This window comes from Chthoniobacter flavus Ellin428, from assembly GCF_000173075.1.
In the GTDB taxonomy this organism is placed as follows: Bacteria; Verrucomicrobiota; Verrucomicrobiia; order Chthoniobacterales; family Chthoniobacteraceae; genus Chthoniobacter; species Chthoniobacter flavus.
The window spans coordinates 321,960-338,050 of sequence record NZ_ABVL01000004.1 but is presented as its reverse complement, the minus strand read 5'-3'; the positions used below and the strand labels follow the sequence as shown (position 1 = coordinate 338,050).

General features: G+C 61.1%; 17 protein-coding genes. 5 read left to right on the top strand and 12 right to left on the bottom strand.

From position 1 onward, the window contains the following. Positions 1-30 precede the first annotated feature (30 nt). Genes CFE428DRAFT_RS09030 through CFE428DRAFT_RS09015 form a run of 4 tightly spaced genes read left to right on the top strand, consistent with a single transcriptional unit; the run spans position 31 to position 2,555 of the window. Positions 31-768: a 2OG-Fe(II) oxygenase gene (locus CFE428DRAFT_RS09030; protein ID WP_006979205.1), complete on the top strand. Its 738-nt coding sequence runs from the start codon at positions 31-33 to the stop codon at positions 766-768. Beyond that, on the top strand, positions 752-1,393 hold the full coding sequence (locus tag CFE428DRAFT_RS09025; protein ID WP_006979204.1) for an alpha-ketoglutarate-dependent dioxygenase AlkB family protein: 642 nt from the start codon (positions 752-754) through the stop codon (positions 1,391-1,393). Before CFE428DRAFT_RS09030 ends, CFE428DRAFT_RS09025 begins: the two co-directional genes overlap by 17 nt. A 54-nt stretch (positions 1,394-1,447) precedes the next feature. Beyond that, positions 1,448-1,813 carry a hypothetical protein gene (locus CFE428DRAFT_RS09020; RefSeq protein WP_006979203.1) on the top strand — a complete coding sequence of 122 codons (366 nt, stop codon included), beginning with the start codon at positions 1,448-1,450 and terminating at the stop codon, positions 1,811-1,813. Positions 1,814-1,823: 10 nt separating this feature from the next. Beyond that, a complete protein-coding gene (locus tag CFE428DRAFT_RS09015) occupies positions 1,824-2,555 on the top strand; it encodes a phosphodiester glycosidase family protein (RefSeq protein WP_006979202.1) in 732 nt (243 codons plus the stop codon). Positions 2,556-2,570: 15 nt separating this feature from the next. Here CFE428DRAFT_RS09015 and CFE428DRAFT_RS09010 read toward each other — a convergent pair whose 3' ends face one another. The 9 genes from CFE428DRAFT_RS09010 to CFE428DRAFT_RS08975 all read right to left on the bottom strand — a co-directional run bounded on the left by CFE428DRAFT_RS09010 (position 2,571) and on the right by CFE428DRAFT_RS08975 (position 11,951). Further along, positions 2,571-3,482: a Tll0287-like domain-containing protein gene (locus tag CFE428DRAFT_RS09010; RefSeq protein ID WP_006979201.1), complete on the bottom strand. Its 912-nt coding sequence runs from the start codon at positions 3,480-3,482 to the stop codon at positions 2,571-2,573. A gap of 3 nt (positions 3,483-3,485) precedes the next feature. Continuing rightward, a complete protein-coding gene (locus CFE428DRAFT_RS33310; RefSeq protein WP_006979200.1) occupies positions 3,486-6,350 on the bottom strand; it encodes a protein kinase domain-containing protein in 2,865 nt (954 codons plus the stop codon). Between the two features lie 256 nt (positions 6,351-6,606). Further along, positions 6,607-7,263, bottom strand: coding sequence for a GIN domain-containing protein (locus CFE428DRAFT_RS09000; protein WP_006979199.1), 657 nt, complete (start codon positions 7,261-7,263; stop codon positions 6,607-6,609). A 93-nt stretch (positions 7,264-7,356) separates the two neighbouring features. Continuing rightward, complete coding sequence (locus tag CFE428DRAFT_RS08995) at positions 7,357-7,734, bottom strand: hypothetical protein (RefSeq protein WP_006979198.1); 378 nt, start codon at positions 7,732-7,734, stop codon at positions 7,357-7,359. Between the two features lie 23 nt (positions 7,735-7,757). Then, positions 7,758-8,591, bottom strand: coding sequence for a histidinol dehydrogenase (gene hisD / locus CFE428DRAFT_RS08990; protein WP_006979197.1), 834 nt, complete (start codon positions 8,589-8,591; stop codon positions 7,758-7,760). Next, positions 8,539-9,027, bottom strand: coding sequence for a histidinol dehydrogenase (locus CFE428DRAFT_RS40365; RefSeq protein ID WP_006979196.1), 489 nt, complete (start codon positions 9,025-9,027; stop codon positions 8,539-8,541). The genes hisD and CFE428DRAFT_RS40365 overlap by 53 nt, the downstream gene beginning before the upstream one ends. Positions 9,028-9,159: 132 nt before the next feature. After that, positions 9,160-9,744, bottom strand: a complete 585-nt coding sequence (locus CFE428DRAFT_RS08985) for a DUF2278 family protein (protein ID WP_006979195.1) — start codon at positions 9,742-9,744, stop codon at positions 9,160-9,162. Further along, positions 9,728-10,912, bottom strand: a complete 1,185-nt coding sequence (locus CFE428DRAFT_RS08980; protein ID WP_006979194.1) for a homospermidine biosynthesis protein — start codon at positions 10,910-10,912, stop codon at positions 9,728-9,730. Before CFE428DRAFT_RS08980 ends, CFE428DRAFT_RS08985 begins: the two co-directional genes overlap by 17 nt. Before the next feature lie 196 nt (positions 10,913-11,108). After that, positions 11,109-11,951, bottom strand: coding sequence for a CPBP family intramembrane glutamic endopeptidase (locus CFE428DRAFT_RS08975; protein ID WP_006979193.1), 843 nt, complete (start codon positions 11,949-11,951; stop codon positions 11,109-11,111). Between the two features lie 166 nt (positions 11,952-12,117). Here CFE428DRAFT_RS08975 and CFE428DRAFT_RS08970 point away from each other — a divergent pair, with 166 nt between their 5' ends. Beyond that, the gene (locus CFE428DRAFT_RS08970) at positions 12,118-12,747 is read left to right on the top strand and encodes a YceI family protein (protein WP_006979192.1); all 630 of its coding nucleotides are present in this window, start codon (positions 12,118-12,120) and stop codon (positions 12,745-12,747) included. Positions 12,748-13,108: 361 nt separating this feature from the next. Here CFE428DRAFT_RS08970 and CFE428DRAFT_RS08965 read toward each other — a convergent pair whose 3' ends face one another. Genes CFE428DRAFT_RS08965 through CFE428DRAFT_RS08955 form a run of 3 tightly spaced genes read right to left on the bottom strand, consistent with a single transcriptional unit; the run spans position 13,109 to position 16,051 of the window. Then, entirely contained in the window at positions 13,109-14,497 is a 1,389-nt protein-coding gene (locus CFE428DRAFT_RS08965; RefSeq protein WP_006979190.1) for a HAMP domain-containing sensor histidine kinase, read from the bottom strand. Then, positions 14,494-15,159 (bottom strand): response regulator transcription factor, encoded by a 666-nt coding sequence (locus CFE428DRAFT_RS08960; protein WP_006979189.1) that lies wholly within the window; start codon positions 15,157-15,159, stop codon positions 14,494-14,496. The genes CFE428DRAFT_RS08965 and CFE428DRAFT_RS08960 overlap by 4 nt, the downstream gene beginning before the upstream one ends. A gap of 13 nt (positions 15,160-15,172) precedes the next feature. Continuing rightward, positions 15,173-16,051, bottom strand: coding sequence for a UbiA-like polyprenyltransferase (locus CFE428DRAFT_RS08955; protein WP_042724715.1), 879 nt, complete (start codon positions 16,049-16,051; stop codon positions 15,173-15,175). Between the last annotated feature and the right edge of the window lie 40 nt (positions 16,052-16,091).

Below are 16,091 nucleotides of genomic sequence, written 5' to 3'. Positions count from 1 at the left end.
CGATAGCAGGCACCTCAGTTCGTATGTAGGATGAATCCGCATCCCTACGACGGCATGACAATCATCCATCAGACCCTCTCGCAAATCGATTGGCCGCGTGTCACCGAAGACATGCACGCCAAGGGTCACGCCCATATCCCCGGCGTGCTCACCGCCGAGGCCTGCCGGCAATTGATCGCCGCCTACGACGACCCGCAGCTTTATCGCAAGACCATCACCATGGAGCGTTACCGCTTCGGGCTCGGCGAATACAAATACTTCACCTATCCGCTGCCGGAGATCCTGCAGACCATTCGCGAGACGCTCTATCCGCACCTCGCGCCGATCGCGAATCAATGGATGGAATGGCTGGGGCTGGAACGGCGCTTTCCCGCTGCGCTCGCGGAATTGCAGGCATTGTGTCACCAAGCCGGACAGGACAAGCCCACCGTGCTGATCCTTCGCTACGGCGAAGGCGGGCACAACACCATGCACCAGGATTTGTATGGCGATATCTTCTTCCCGATCCAGTTGGTGCTCTTTCTCAACGAGCCGGACGCGGATTACACCGGAGGCGAATTTGTCCTCATTCAGCAAACGCCGCGCGCGCAATCGAAGGCCATGGTGCTCCGTCCACGCGGCGGCGACATGCTGCTCTTCACGACGAATTTCCGGCCGGTGAAAGGCACGCGCGGATTTTATCGCGCCGGCATGCGGCATGGCGTGAGCGAAGTGCACACCGGCCAGCGCCACACCCTCGGCATCATCTTCCATGACGCCCTTTCCTGATACCGACGCGCCTCCAGGTAGCGAGCTCTTCGGTCCCGATCCAACCGCCAACCTCCTGCCCGGCGACGGCATCGTCAATTATTACGGACCGATCCTGAGCGTGAAAGACGCCGATCGTTACTTCGCCGCGCTGCTCGCCGACGTCCCGTGGAAAAGCGATGAGGTTGTGATCTTCGGCAAACGCATCGAGACCGCACGAAAAGTCGCGTGGTTCGGCGACTCCGCGTATGGCTACACCTATTCCGGTACGACCCGGCACGCGCTCCCGTGGAATGCCGAATTGCGCGCGCTCAAGCAATTGATCGAGCAAACCAGCGGCGCGATTTACAATTCCTGCCTGCTCAATCTTTACCACGATGGCAGCGAAGGCATGTCGTGGCACAGCGACGACGAAAAGGAACTGGCACGCGACGCCGCCATTGCCTCGCTCTCCCTCGGCGCCGAACGCAAGTTTTCCTTCAAGCACAAGCGCACCTCCGCGACGACCTCGGTCACGCTGGAACACGGCGCATTGCTCGTCATGCGGGGCACAACCCAGACCCACTGGCTGCACAGCCTCCCGAAATCGAAGAAAGTCACCGCCCCACGCATCAATCTTACTTTTCGCACCATCACCTGTCTGTAAGTGGTCCTCATCGCGCGACTTGGCAAATTCCCGGTTCCGTGAGACGCTTTACGTGTGATTTCGCAGAAGCTCATCGACTTCGCTCATCATCGAGAAGCCGACTGGATCGATATCCTGTCGCGGGAGCTGCATGTCCTGATCGCGGCGAAATTGCGCGAGGATTCCGCTTTGCTCGGCATCCCGCTCTATAACCTGCGGATTTGGAAACGCACCGCGACTCCGGAAATGAAAATCATGCTCCGGCGCTGGAAACTCATCCTCATGGCCTGGAACCCGGAGGAGATCGCCGATTTCCTGGTTTCCGATACCATCGAGAGCCGTGAACTTCGGCGCTGCAGCCCCTTTTGCGGAGTGCTGACGCCGCAGGAAATCGCCTCCGTCTGGCAGGCGTCCACTGGGGGGCAACAAAAGTCTGCCTAGGCTCGGCTGGATGAAGGTCTGGTGGGCAATAGCGATCCTGGCCATCGCTACCGCTGTTCATCGCGCAGAGGCGGTGGAATTCAGCACCGTCGAATTCGCCGGCAAGACCTTCACTGTCTGCCGCGTCGATGTGCGCAAGGAGCATCTCGATCTCTTTCATCGTGACGAGCACGGCGAGCCCTTCAAACGTTTCGATCACCTCCTCGCATGGCTCGAGCCGCAGCATCGGACACTCGTCTTCGCGATGAATGCCGGCATGTATCATCCGGACTTTTCCGCCGTCGGTCTTTTTGTCTCCGGCGGGCGGGAACTCGTGCCGCTCAATACCGCCAATGGCAACGGCAACTTCTTCCTCAAGCCCAATGGCGTTTTCGCTCTCACCGAAAGTGGCGCGCACGTGGTCGAATCCTCGGAATATCCCAAGCTCGGCGGCCGGGTGATCCTCGCCACGCAATCCGGCCCACTGCTGGTGCACTCCGGGAAGCTGCATCCCGCCATTCGCGCCGAGTCCGAATCGCGCCTCATCCGCAATGGCGTCGGTGTGCCTTCGCCGGACACGGCAATTTTCGTGATCAGCGAGGTGCCGGTGAACTTCTACGAATTTGCCACGCTCTTCCGCGACCAATTGCACTGCCCGAATGCCCTCTTTCTCGACGGCACGATCTCGAGCCTCTACTCGAAAACGCTCAACCGACACGACTTCCACATGGATTTGGGACCGATCATCGGCGTGGCGGAGTAAAGCGATAAAAAGCCCTCAGCCCCGGCGCCAGAAAACGAAGGCCATGGCAACGTTACCGACGATGGCAATCCCGAGGAACGCGAAGCCCAGCCAGTTGGTGAGCTGATTCCACGTCCGGTCGGCATCCTTCACCGCCACGGACAGCGGCACGGTCACCACTTGCGCGCCGATGATGTCATCCAGCTTCCAGCCGAAGCCGTTGGCCGAGCCATAGACCTTGAGCATCTCGGGCGGGGCCTTGTCCGGCGTGCTGTGGCAGGTGAGACAGCTCACATTGCCAACCTTCAACGGCCGGGCGAGAATGAGCGCCGCGCCATCGGCCGTGGCGCGCGAGCCGCGATACTCCGGTTGATCGCGATTCTTCCGAAAGTTATTCACGATGTCCGCTTCCCAGTCGGTGCAACGGTGCTCCGGGTTCGTCGGGTTGAGCGTGGCTTCCTTATAGGAATAATTTCGATACGGATCTTCGGGCAGATTGTGAAAGATCGTCGTGGCCGCGAAGGCTGGCACGGATTCCGGGTGAAACTCCTCATCGAGCAAATCCTCGGGTTTGTTCTTCACCGAATCCACGAGTTCCTTCTGCGCATCGAGCACCTTTTGCTGGCCGAGCAGGTATGCCTTCTTCGCGCTGTTGTAATGCACGTCCTTGGGGATGCTCGCATCCACTTCCCGGGGCAGATCGTTCAGCGTCTTTTGGAATTCGCTGATCGCCGTCTGCAGCTTGAAGTTTTTGTGGCCGAGCAGCGGCGCGACCTGCTTCGTGGTGTAGAGGCGGCTCGAATTCGCCGTGGCCATGATGAGCCGCGCGACTTCCAGCACCTGAGCGCGGGCGTTGGCCTCAATGAGGTCCCGCGAGACATAGGCCACACCGCCGAGCACGAGGGCGAGGAGCGGAAGAAAGACAAAGTTGAATTTCAGCAATTTCATAACTCAGCGAATACCAGCGTCGGTCGCAATCACGCAGCGGAAGCCGACATTATCCTCCCGGAAGGTTGGGTCCAGATCCTTGCGATACGATGAGAGCATTTCTTCGGGGCGCGAAGTAGACCAAGAACCGCCGCGCAATACGCCCCAGCGCGGATTGCTCTTCCCGAAGGAATCTCCGCACCATTGCCAGACGTTGCCGCCCAGGTCGTAGATGCCGCGCTCATTGGCCGCCGACACGGGCACCGGCCCGGTCCGCGGAAATGGATCGTGATAGTTTGGAATGACCGGCCACTTCGACGGCGCTCCGGCCGTCGACTCGGAGCCTGCGTAGTTGCCGGCATCTTCCGGCGGCGGAAACATGTGGCCCCACGGATAGAGGTTCTTGATCCTGCCGCTGCGCTCCTCGGGCGTCGCTCCCGTCTCAGCAGGCAACCCGACCGCCTCGCTCCATTCACGATCGGTGGGCAGACGATAGAATTGCGCCGCGGTGAGGGCGCCAGCCGAGCGCTCTTTGTCAGTGAGCCACTTGCAGAAAAAGTTCGCGTCCTCACGCGAGATGCCAACGACCGGATGCTCGGGCGATTGCTTGAAGCCAGGATCCTTCCAGCTATGACCGTGATCTTTGTAGCCATCCTTTTGGAGCGAATCCATGCCGCCGACAGCATCATAATTCGTCTCCTGGACGAAGGCCGCAAAGTCGCGCACGCGGGTCTCGGTCGCGGCGAACCAGATGGGACCAAGCGGCACGTAAGTCATGCCGAGACCGTTTTTCCAAGGGCGACCCGGCTGCGGCGGCTGGCGCGGCGCGATGGCCGCCGGACTGTTCGTCGGCGTCAATGCTGGCGTCGCTGAAGGGTTCTGCGATGCATTTTTACCGTTGGAGAAAAAGAACGCGCCGCCCACCAGCACGGCAACCAACCCACCGACACCGCCGATCACCGGCCAATAGTTTGTCGACGGACGCGGGCGGGCGGTATCGGCCTCGCTGAGGCGGACCGGGGGCTTGACGCGGCTCGAGGGCGGGCCGGAACGAGCCGGAACGGGCGGCAAAGTTTTTTCCACCGGCGGGGCCGAACGTGGGACCGGCACCGCGGCCGCGGCGCTCGCCGGATCCAGCGGCGCCATGGGTTGCGTCGCGCGCATCGTGTGGTCCGTCGTCGCGCTGATCTGCGAGACGAAATCGTGCGCCGAGGTAAAGTGATCGTACCGGCTCAAGGCGGCACGCAAAACCAGATTACCCTCCTCGGAGACATTGGCCAGTGGGCCCGAGGCGCCCGGCTTGCCGCCGAGCAATTCATAGGCAATGGAGGCCAGTTGAGCGATCGCCATCGGGCGCATCGAATCACGTGCACCGATCATGGTGCGCTCGGCGCTGCCATTGAGTTCGTCGATTTCGTCGAGCCCGCCGAGGGGATCGAGCTTCACGACGAAGACCGGCCACTCGGCGATCGGGCAGCGCAGGATCACCTGTTCGTTGGGCTCCTCGAAGCCTTCGGGAAAATGAATCAGCACATCGCGCAACTCCAGCGCAAGGCGGACGCCGAGGTCCCGAGCCGCATCGACCGCCGGCGCGATCTGGCTGAGCAGCGAGAGCGTTTCCCGGAGGGTCAGTTCGCGCCGCGCGCGCAACAGGTCGCACAAGGAAAAGCCCTCGAGCCATTCCGAGACGACATAGCCCAGCGAACCGGTGCGCTCGACGGCGAGCACAGAAATGAAATTGGGATGCACCGTACCTTCCACCTGTGCGGCCTGCTCACGCATCGCGGAAAACGCCGCGGCCTGGCATTGGACGATCTTTACCCGCACGCGCCGTTTTTGCGTGATGTCCTCCGCGTGGAAATTGCGGCCGGGATGTGCGGGGTCGAGGTCGTCGATCAATTGATACCGCGAGCTCAAGACCGATCCCGCATGCGGCTGTGGCTGTGCTGCGGGGGGCGTGGTCAGGCCGAGAGTCTTCGACGCCTCGTCGAAGGTCATCGTCGCCGGCTGTTGCTCGGGCGCACGCCCGACATCCTGCATGATTTCGATCGCGCGCTTGAGCTCCGCCCGCAGTTCCTGCGGCGACTGGATGCGCGCGTCCACGTCTTTCTCCAGCATCTTGCGCAGGACATTCACCGCCGGAGTCGGCAGCACGGCAAGCGTTTCGAAAGCCGGCGGCTTGTCGAGATGCTGGGCGATGACGCTGGCCACGGAACCCATGAACGTCGGCTTGCCCGTGAGCATGAACCAAAGCGTAACGCCGAGGGAATAGATGTCCGACCGGATATCCTCCGAGCGCTGGTCGAGCTGCTCGGGACTGGCAAAGTACGGTGTGCCGACGAAGCCGCTGGAGGTGAGCGCGCCGGCTGAGGAGCTGACGAGCGCACTTTTCACGAGGCCGAAGTCGATGACCTTGGCGATCAACTCGCCGTCATCCTCGAGCACCAACATGATATTCGAGGGCTTGATGTCGCGATGAATGAGTCCCTGCTTTGCCGCCGCGATGAGGGCTGCGGCCACCTGGCTGGCGATATCGAGCGCGACTAATGCCGGGAGCGGTCCTTCCCGCTTTACCCGTGCATCCACTGTTTCGCCCTCGATGAATTCCATCGCGTAGAAAAAGGAGTCGCCGGAGGTTCCGAGATGAAACACCGAGGCCACATTGCGGTGCCGTAACTGCGCCGCGCCGCGCGCCTCGCGCAGGAAACGTTCGTGCGCCGTCGGATCATCGAGATGCGCCGCGCTGATGACCTTCAAGGCGACAGTGCAACGCAGGCTGGTATCGAAGGCCTTGTACGTCACCCCCATGGCTCCATGGCCCAATTCCGCGAAAGAACCGTCCTGGTTTTTCAGGAGCTCGTAATGCTCAAATTTCTCCGATTGCGGCATCTTGTGGGGCAATTAACCGGGCGGGAAGGTAATGCCTTCCCGGTCTTCCGGCAATCATTCAGCGTATGGGGATTTTCGCGGACTGCACGGGGAAACCTCGCGCGGCTCCATGCCTGGCCAGGGTGCTCGCAACTCGACGCAACAGGTTAATCGGGGATGACGAAGAAGCGGTGCCCATAGGTCCCGATCACTCGCGTGCCGCCGACGGTGCTCTCGAAGTTCACATGCTGATGGCCGTGAAAGAGAAAGCGTCTGTCTATTTATGGTGGATACTGCTGACGCCGCTGGTTTGCTTTTCCACAGTCGTTGGCAGGCCCGAATAGGTGAGCGTGGCGGCGCCGGAGATGGTGGCTTTTAACGTATCCTTGACCGCGATGTCGGCGTTCGAGGCTCCGGTGAGGGTGATGTCGGCCGATTTGGAATTCAAAGCAGGAGCGTTGAAGCGGCTGGCGCCGTTGAACTCCACGATGAGGTTCGTCACGTTGCCATCGACCTGGACGGTGGATGCGCCTTCCGACACGACAGCGAAGTTGGTCGCGGAGATTCGCTGGGCTGTGAGGTTCACTGCGCCGTGGAGTTGAACGCGGACGAGCGCGCTGCTGTGGAGCGCGATTTTGATGCCATGCCTCGACTGGAACGAACTCTCCGAACGAATCTTCAAGGTACTGCCCATCACCTCGCTCTTGATGTTCGGAAGAAGATTCTCGTCGCCGGTGATGGTCAGCGAGGCCGGGCCGCTCGCCCATTGCACCTGGTAGGCGCCATCGATCTCCACCTCGGTAAAGTTCGAAATCTGCCGATAATCCGTTTTGCCAATGCCGTCGCCCTGAAGGCTGGGATGGAGACTGCGGACATCGCATCCGCAAAGGAGCGCAATGATGACGACATACCGAAGGAGAGACGGGAAGTTCATGTTCGGGGATTCCGCGGAGCTGCATACACGAAATGCCGCCGGAGCACACTTTTTCCGATAGGATCAACGCTCGCTCACCGCACCGCACCGCGCTCAATTGCGCGAGAAATCCGTCGTCTGCTGATCCATGGAAAGCTCTCCGTCGAATTGCTTGGTGACGCCGACAAACCGCCCCTGCCGCGCATCGAGGGTTCTCTCGAGCACGATGCCGGTCGACGGGACCTCAATCCGAAGATGAAGGAGGTCCCATTGATTGCGAATCGAGATGCCTTTCGCGAGGCCGGTGCCGTCATTGGTCGTGACGCTACCGGAGAAGACCTGCCGGCCATTGGCCGACACCACCACGCGCTCGTGATCGAAGGCGTAGCGCAAATCAACATGCCACGCCTCCGGCGCCGAGGAACTTGACTCCGTCACGCATCCCGCCAGGCAGCAAAGCAGGGCGATGAGAGGCAGGATCGCCTTGTGCATCCGAAGATCGATGAAACGAATTCTTACTCGAAGCGGATCGCGGCCGAACGGCCGTGAGCATCGAGGCCTTCGATCTCGCTGAATTTGGCGATGGTCTGGAGCGATTTCTTGAGCGACTTCGCGTCGAAATTCACCAGGCTGGTGCGGCGCTGGAACATATCGACGGTGAGGCCGGGGAACGCCTTGCCCGCGCCGCCGGTGGGCAGCGTATGGCTCGGACCGGCGAGGAAATCGCCCGCGGCCACGGGCGAGTAACCGCCGAGGAAGATGGCACCCGCAGTGTGAATCCGCGCGGCGATTTTGTCCTCGTCCTTGGCGATGATTGCGATGTGCTCGGGTGCAAAATCATTCGCGATCTCGATGCCATCCTGCAGCGACTTGACGAGGATGAGCGTGCAACCGTTTTCCAGCACTCCGGCGAGGTGCTCCTGCCGGCTCAGCGTCTGGAGCTGCTGTTCGATTTTCTTTTCCACGTCCTTGAGGAGCTTGGACGAATTCGTGACGAAGAGGATCGAGCTGCCTTTGCCGTGCTCGGCTTGCGCGAGGAGATCGGCGGCGACCCACGCGGCTTCGGCGCTGGCATCGGCGAGAACGAGGATCTCGCTCGGCCCGGGAAGGAGATCGATGGCGACGTGGCCGAAGACCTGGCGCTTGGCCTCGACGACGTAGGCGTTACCAGGACCGAAGATTTTCTGCACCGGCTTGACCGTCTCGGTGCCATGGGCGAGGACGCCAATGGCCTGCGCGCCGCCCACGCGATAAATCTCCGTGGCGCCGCAGTGCTCGAGCGCAAAGTGCAGCGCTTCATTCACCTTGCCTTCCCCATCGGACGGCGTGGTGACCACGATCTCCGGCACGCCGGCGGCAGCGGCGAGGGGTCACGGTCATGACCGCGGTGGAGACGAGGGGTGCGGTGCCGCCCGGGACATAAATTCCGACGCGCTTAAAGGGATCGAAGCGCTCGCCCACGAGGCCACCTTGCGCGTTCTTCATCGTCCAGTTTTCACGCAAGCTCTTGCGGGCGAAGGCGAGCACGTTGGCGTGCGCCGTGGCGACGGCTTCCTTCGTCTCGGCATCGACCTTTGGCTTGCCGGTCACGCGCAATTGTTTGGCCGTCAGACGCGGGCCGCCGAAACGTTCGGTGAATTCCAGGAGCGCGGAATCCCCTTCCGTCCGGATCGCCTCGAGGACGTCCTGCACGGTCTTGCGGACCTGGGGATGCGCCTCGGCGCTGCGTTTCAGCGAATTGAGGGACGATTTGAAGCCGGGACTGTTGTGGCGGAGGGTGCGCATAGACTTGGGGGAAAGTTCTAGTGACGCCGCGCGGATTTTGCAAAGCTGCTTCTCACGGGCGCGGCATCTTCCCTCATCAACCGCTCGTGTCACTAATTCATTAGGTATCTGCTAACGAGGCGTTGCCCTCGTCTACGCCTGCCCGTCGAACTTGAAGAGGAATGCCTCGGTGGCGCTGTCCTGCGGGTAGTAAAGCTTCAGTGCACCGTCACGATTCGGCACGCCCTCGGGGACGGCCTTGCTCGCACTGCGGGCATGGATCTGGTGAATGCCCAAGTGGTCGCGGGCGTAAAGTTCGCCCCAGATTTCCGCGCGAATGGCGGCTTTCATTTTCGTCACGAGCATCTCCTGCAAGGCCTCCTTCTCGTAGATCTCATATTGCACCCCATGCTTTTCCTCCTGCTTCGCGTAATCGAGCCCTGCACATTCCTCCAGGCTGGGCATGGGTTTTTCCGTGTAAGTCGAGCGAATGATCCCCACCCGCACCCGCGGGTCGAAGCCCGCTTCCCGGCACAGGCGCGAACAGGTATTGATCGCTACGCGCAACCGGCCAAAGGGCGGCACTTCCACATTGAGATAAACGTGGTCGACCTTGAGCGGGTCTTCGTTCTCCTCGACGGCGACGGTGTAAGGCACACCCCGCACATGCACAAACTTCTTCGGGGATGTGCGGATTTTTTCGAAGAGGAGCGCGCGTGCGTCAGGTCGTCTTGCCATTGCGAGAGGTTCCTACCACCGATCGGCCGGAGCGGCCGCGCTTCGGCTTGCTGAGATCGGTGCGGTGTTCGATCTTCTCCACCTTTCCATGCTTGAAATACTGGGCGCGCAGGTCGGCGTAGAGGGCGTCGCGCTTCGTGTAAAGCCGCTTGAGCTTGCGCGGCGCGGCCTTGCTGAGCGCATAGGCGGTGATGAGCGGCAGGGTGATCGTCGAGTCCGCGTAGCAGACCACGCAATCCGGCAGATTCTCCGGATCGATCTTGCCCCAACTGACCGCTTCGCCAGGGGTGGCACCGCTGAGGCCGCCGGTATCGGGCCGCGCATCGGTGCACTGCAGGAAGTAATCGTGGCCGCGTTCCTCGATGCCCATGACTTCCTGGATCTGCGGCTCGGTCTGGAGCATGAAATTTTTCGGTGAGCCGCCGCCGAGGATGAAGACGCTCGAAGTCGAACCGCTCGACTTCGCGGCATAGACGATGGCCGCCGTCTGGTTGACATCGCGGTTCACGTCGATGAGCAGCTTCGAGTCGCGCAAGGCCATCGCGGCCACATTCATGCCGATGGAACTGTCGCCGGGAGAGCTGGTGAAAATGGGCACGCCATATTGATACGCAGCACTCAGCACGCTGGTCTCCTTGATCTTCAATTTTTTCTCCCGCTCGTAGACATACTTGCCGAGCAGGTAGTGAAATTCATCCGTGGCCATGGTGTGCTGGAACTCCGATCCCTGGATGACCTGGCGGACGAAGGCGTCGGTATCGAGCAGCACATCGTAGTCGAAAAGCACGTCGTAGATCCGAATGACGCCGTCGCGACGGAGGTCTACGTCGTTGAGAAACGGCGAGCCGGCGTAGAGATGCATGCCCAGCCCGTAGTGCAGGTCGTGGTAGAGATTCGCGCCGGTGGAGATGATCCAGTCGACAAAGCCCGCCTTCATCAGCGGCACGATCGCCGCGCGGCCGAGACCAGCCGGGGTGAGCGCGCCGGTGAGCGACATGCCCACGGTGCCGTTACCGGCGATCATCTTTTGAGTGAAAAGGCGGCAGGCTTCGGCGAGGCGTCCGCCGTTGTATGCTTTGAAAGACGTGTCGATCAGGTCCGCGACTTTCATGCCCTTGCGAATCGGCTCGGGCAACAAGCGCGGGAACTTTTTGTTCAGCGAACTCATGGAACGGTCGAGGTTAACGCGCGTGAACTAACGGTCAATGTTCAATCGACGGCGGATGCCCAATTTATGCGGTTTCGCAGCCCACGGGGTGCGTAGCGTGTGCCATGACAGGTCTATTCAACGTCACAGCTTCCCTGAGTTGTGGATTGCAGCTTTCGGGTGCACCTCGCCGCTGAGGCGCTCGATCCGCGGTGGCCTATTTCATCTGGTGCAGAGCAAAAGGCAGCATCGCGACACTGGTCGCATCGAACAAACCGTGAGCCACGGCGGCCGGCCAGATGGAACGATGCACGGTCATGATCACGCCCAGAAGAAAGCCCACGATGGTGATCATGCCCATGGCGAGCCAGCCCTGCGGGTAGTGACCGAGACCGAAAAAGAGCGCAGCCACCGCCGCACCGAAATAGCCTCCCCGCTCCGATGCAAACGTCCGCGGCCAGATCGACCGCAGGCCCGCGAGGAAAGAGGAGCGCCAGAGTTCCTCCCGCAAGCCGCCGACCACCGGGCTGACGAGAGCCAGGGTGAGCCAGAAATAAACCGGATTATGCGAGAGCGCGTTGAAGTCGACCAATGCTTCCACTTTCGGCCGGTTGGCCTGCGCAAAGTTCTGGACGGCGGACATCGAGGGCCGGGTGATGACCATGAAGATGGAAGCAGCGATGAGGGCGATGACCCCGACGGCCAGGCGAATCGCCACCGAGTAGAGAGCCCCGAGCGGCACCACCCAGTAGCCCGGCCGCCAGCGCAGCAGGAGATCGTCGCGCGTGGCCCGGGAAAACAACCACGCCAGCCCAAAGATCACCGCGAAGAAAAGCACCTCGTAACCGGTCACGAAGAGCAGGCCGCGCACGTTATCCGTCAGTGCCGGCCCTTCCCCTCTGCTGGCCTTGCCCGCAAAGCCGGCAATGATCGGCAGCGACGCCATGATGACCAGATGCACGGCCCAGCGAGAACGGGAAACCGGGCTCTTCTCCGGCAATGGCGGAATCTCTGGGGAGGGAGAGAGCGGCGGAAGAGTGATGCTCGGATCGGCGGACATGAATGGGAAGGGTTGGCACCCGCAGAGGGCGCGCGACAATGCCCGTGCTTCGGGCGAAATGCAAAGAGTGGTTGCCCGCGCCTTCCAACTAAATGATGGACGCGACCGGATTTCATTACTGTTTCGAATCAGGCACCAACCCCATTACCAGGAGCTCGTCCCCAATATGCCCGCGTCTCCTTCTTCGTTTCGTCATTTTCTGCTCACGATCGTTTGCGGCGTCCTGCTTGGCTGCAGCGCGACATCGCTCGCCGCCGGCCAGACGTTGCCACTGGATGCCAGGGCGAGCAGCCTGGCCTTTGTCGGAGATGCGTTCATGCACAGCTTTCACGGTGAAGCGCGCAATTTCACCGGGAGCGCCACGCTCGAGTCCGGCGCGAACCCTCCGGTGCAGAGGGCCACGCTGCACTTCAAAACCGCGGCGCTAACGACGTTCAATAACGATCGCGACAAGAAGATGTGGGAATGGCTGAAGATCGATGCGCATCCAGAGGCCACCTTCACGTTGGAAAGCGTGAAACCGATCGAAGGGGACGGACAAAAGGCGGACGCCGCCCACCCGGCGAGATTTCAGGTGGCGGGCACGCTCACGCTCAACGGCGTCAAACAGGCGGTCGCCGGCACGGCTCAAGGCTGGCGCGAAAAGGACCGGCTCATCGTCAGCGGGAACACGGTCCTGGACACACTCAAATACGGTCTCCCACAAATCCGCCAGGCTTTCCTAACGGTAGGAACGAACGTGAAGACGAGTTATCGTTTCACCTTCATCCTGCCGGCGGAGTACGCCGCCAAATAGCGCGCGGTTTTAAGGGGACAGACCAAGGACCCTTGCGTGACGCGTCGCTCAGCTCCATTCGTAAACACAACCCAAACGTTACCCACATCTCTTTGTCCGTTTTAGGAACAGCGAGGAGTTCGACCATGGCCCACTGGGGGAGGGGGCGACTTTCCAGTCGCCCTGCGTCGCGGAGCGACGCCCCAAAAAATGGCGCTACGCGCGTTGGATTCGGTCGGCGACTGGAAAGGTCGCCGCTCCCAGGGCACTATCCGTATCGATATCCGAACATAGCTCCATGATGTGGGTAATGCTTAGAAAGGGCTGCCACATCAAGACGCTGTCACCAAACACTTCGCCACAGGCGATTCGTAAACCTTCTCTACGCGACGGCCTTCTCCAACGCCGCTTCGGCGAGGTTGATTTCGAAAACGACCCGCAAGCCGGGGGAGCGATTCTCGGCGCGGATCGTGCCTTTGTGGAGATCGATGATGCTTCGGCAAATCGCGAGGCCGAGCCCGGTCCCTTTGGGCGCGTCGCCCGTGCCCCCGTGGGCCACACGCACGAAGGGCTGAAAGACATCTTCAATCCGATCGGCGGGAAGACCCGGGCCCGTGTCTTCGATGGCCACCCGCCAGCGACCGTCTGCGGCGGTCGAAGAAATCCGGATCTGCCCGCCGGGCGGCGCAACGTTCAACGCATTGGTCAGCAGATTCAAAATCACCTGGCGCAGCAGGGTGGCATCGAAGTTCGCCTGGCAGTCCTGCAGCTCGCCCGATTGGAATTCCACGCGCGCCTCGTCGCAGAGCGCTTGCGCATCCTCGATCACCGAGTTGAGCAACGCCAGCGTGCTCTGGCGTTTGAGATTGAGCGTGATGGCGCCGACTTCCGACTTCGCCAGGAAGAGCAGCTTCTCGATGATGGAATCCAGGTGCGTGATGCTCTCGAGTTGCTGTTGCACCGCCTCCTGCTGCGCCCCCGAAAGATTGCCCTGCAGAAGCAGCTTTTCCGATTGCAGCCTGATGAGCGACAATGGTGTCTTCAGCTCGTGCGAGGCGTCGGCGGCAAATCTCCAGAGCCGGTCGAAGGAGACTTCCAGCCGATCGAACATTTCATTCAGCAGACGCGACAAGTCGGCAATTTCATCCTTGCCGGGATCCGCTGAAATGCGCTCGGCCATGTTTTCGGCGCTGATCCTCCGCGCGGTCCGCTGAATACGCCGGACCGGATCGAGCGCCAGACGGCTGAGGCGGTAGCCGAAGAAGACGCTCAGCACGATGACGACGCCCAACATCCCGAGGCTCACCTGAAAATAGCCGCCCAGCAGATGGCGCTCATCGCGCATGCTCGCGGCGATTTGCATGCGCATCTTCCCGAGCGGGAATTCGCTGATCCGCATATCCTTCAAAAGCGGCACGTTTCGGCTCACATTCACGACCCCCGGCGGATTCGGCGGGAGCACTGCCTCCCCCATATTTGCGGAACGAAAGATCACCTCTCCCCCGCTCTTGCTAAGCTGGAAGAAATAGAGCGGGGCATCGATCTTGGAATGGGCCGCGATCCGGCGCATTCCCTCGGCATCCGGATCGTGTTTGTTCTTTCCGACGAGACGATTGGAAAGCTCTTCGAATTCCGCGGCGTTCAGCAGGTCCATGCCGTGGATCAACTGCCGCCGCAGCATCCACCAACCCACGAGCAGGGCGACGATGACCGTCACCGAAACCACCAGGACATACCAATAGGTGAGCCGGGAACCGAGCGACCGCATCATATCATCTCGTAACCGACTCCGCGCAGGGTCTTGAAGTACTGCTTGTCCGGGGTGGACTCCAGTTTTTTGCGCAGGCGCCGCATGTAAACATCGAGGAGATTCGTATCCAGGTCCGAGTGCGAATCCCACACCTTCTCCGCGATCATCGTGCGGGTCAGCACACGCCCTTGATTCTGCATGAACAACTCGAGAAGAGAGAATTCCCGGGCCGTGAGATCGATGCGTTTGCCCTCCACTTCCACCGTGCGGGCGAGCAGGTCGAGCTTGATTGCCCGATGCTCGAAGACGGTGGTTTTCTTGCCGCCCTGGCGGCGAAGCAGGGAGCGGATGCGCGCGATCAATTCCTCGAGACTGAACGGCTTGGCGAGATAGTCATCGGCCCCGAGGTTCAGTCCCTTGACCTTGTCCTGCAAGGCATCGCGCGCGCTGAGGATCAAGACCGGCTCATTGAATCCGGATGACCGCCAATCGCGCAGCAGTTGCAAGCCGTCGCCATCCGGTAAACCGAGATCGAGGACGATCGCGTCGTACGGGCTGTCCGCCAGCGTATCCCGGGCCTCCGCGCAGGTGCGCACGAGGGTGCCGGAATACGCGACCTCCGAGAGGCCGCGCTCGATGAACTGGCCCACTTTTCGATCATCTTCGACGATGAGGATTCTCATAGGGGAAACGGATTCATCCGAGTCTCACGCCCGCGTAATAATTAAGCAACACCCCCGCCAGCAGGCACATGCTGACCACAGCATTCACATTGAAAAAGGCCGCATTGATCGACGCAGGATTATCGGGGTTGGCCAGACGATGCTCCCAGACCAGGGCAATCAGGACGATGGCCCAGGCCGCCCAATAAAACGGCCCGAGATTTCCCAGCCAACCGAAGACGAAAAAGGCCAGCGCGGCGACGATGTGCAGGATCTTCGCCGTGCGCAACGACGCGGCCACGCCGTACCGTGCGGGGAAGCTGAACAAGCCCTTCCGGCGATCGAAATCCACGTCGAGCGTCGCGTAGATGAGATCGAACCCGAAAACCCAGCACAGCACCGCCGCCGCGAGAACGTAGGGCGTGAACGTCAGCAAGGTCCCCTGCACCGCGGCCCAGGCTCCCATCGGCGCCACCGACAAAGCGAGGCCAAGGAAGAAATGCGAGTAGGCGGAGAAGCGTTTGGTCAGCGAATAGAAATGAATGATCACCAGCATCACCGGGCTCAGGTAGAAGCAGAGTGGATTCAGCTTCCACGTCGCGAAAAGGAGAACGGCGACCGAGAGACCAAAGATCAGCCATCCGGTCGATTTCCCGATGAGCGTGTGCCGCGCTTTGGTGCGTGGGTTCTCCTTGTCGATCTCCCAATCCACAAGGCGATTGAAGCACATCGCCGCCGTGCGCGCGGTGATCATGCAGACGAGGATCCAGCCGAAGATCCGCCACGGCACATGTCCCTGCCCCGCGACCAGCATCGCGACCAGGGCAAAGGGGAGCGCGAAGATGGTATGGCTGAAGCGAATGAATTCGCCGAACCGCAGGAGGAAAGGCCTGGGCGTTGCGGATTGGGACATGACTTGCATTGCAGCGCATCCGTACCCGCGGACGCCGGCG

What these genes read in the sequence shown, in the direction of transcription:
- CFE428DRAFT_RS09030 (WP_006979205.1), top strand. Translation starts at nt 31, where the DNA reads ATGAATCCGCATCCCTACGACGGCATGACAATCATCCATCAGACCCTC.
- CFE428DRAFT_RS09025 (WP_006979204.1), top strand. Translation starts at nt 752, where the DNA reads ATGACGCCCTTTCCTGATACCGACGCGCCTCCAGGTAGCGAGCTCTTC.
- CFE428DRAFT_RS09015 (WP_006979202.1), top strand. Translation starts at nt 1,824, where the DNA reads ATGAAGGTCTGGTGGGCAATAGCGATCCTGGCCATCGCTACCGCTGTT.
- CFE428DRAFT_RS09010 (WP_006979201.1), bottom strand. Translation starts at nt 3,482, where the DNA reads ATGAAATTGCTGAAATTCAACTTTGTCTTTCTTCCGCTCCTCGCCCTC.
- CFE428DRAFT_RS33310 (WP_006979200.1), bottom strand. Translation starts at nt 6,350, where the DNA reads ATGCCGCAATCGGAGAAATTTGAGCATTACGAGCTCCTGAAAAACCAG.
- CFE428DRAFT_RS09000 (WP_006979199.1), bottom strand. Translation starts at nt 7,263, where the DNA reads ATGAACTTCCCGTCTCTCCTTCGGTATGTCGTCATCATTGCGCTCCTT.
- CFE428DRAFT_RS08995 (WP_006979198.1), bottom strand. Translation starts at nt 7,734, where the DNA reads ATGCACAAGGCGATCCTGCCTCTCATCGCCCTGCTTTGCTGCCTGGCG.
- CFE428DRAFT_RS40365 (WP_006979196.1), bottom strand. Translation starts at nt 9,027, where the DNA reads ATGCGCACCCTCCGCCACAACAGTCCCGGCTTCAAATCGTCCCTCAAT.
- CFE428DRAFT_RS08985 (WP_006979195.1), bottom strand. Translation starts at nt 9,744, where the DNA reads ATGGCAAGACGACCTGACGCACGCGCGCTCCTCTTCGAAAAAATCCGC.
- CFE428DRAFT_RS08980 (WP_006979194.1), bottom strand. Translation starts at nt 10,912, where the DNA reads ATGAGTTCGCTGAACAAAAAGTTCCCGCGCTTGTTGCCCGAGCCGATT.
- CFE428DRAFT_RS08975 (WP_006979193.1), bottom strand. Translation starts at nt 11,951, where the DNA reads ATGTCCGCCGATCCGAGCATCACTCTTCCGCCGCTCTCTCCCTCCCCA.
- CFE428DRAFT_RS08970 (WP_006979192.1), top strand. Translation starts at nt 12,118, where the DNA reads ATGCCCGCGTCTCCTTCTTCGTTTCGTCATTTTCTGCTCACGATCGTT.
- CFE428DRAFT_RS08965 (WP_006979190.1), bottom strand. Translation starts at nt 14,497, where the DNA reads ATGATGCGGTCGCTCGGTTCCCGGCTCACCTATTGGTATGTCCTGGTG.
- CFE428DRAFT_RS08960 (WP_006979189.1), bottom strand. Translation starts at nt 15,159, where the DNA reads ATGAGAATCCTCATCGTCGAAGATGATCGAAAAGTGGGCCAGTTCATC.
- CFE428DRAFT_RS08955 (WP_042724715.1), bottom strand. Translation starts at nt 16,051, where the DNA reads ATGTCCCAATCCGCAACGCCCAGGCCTTTCCTCCTGCGGTTCGGCGAA.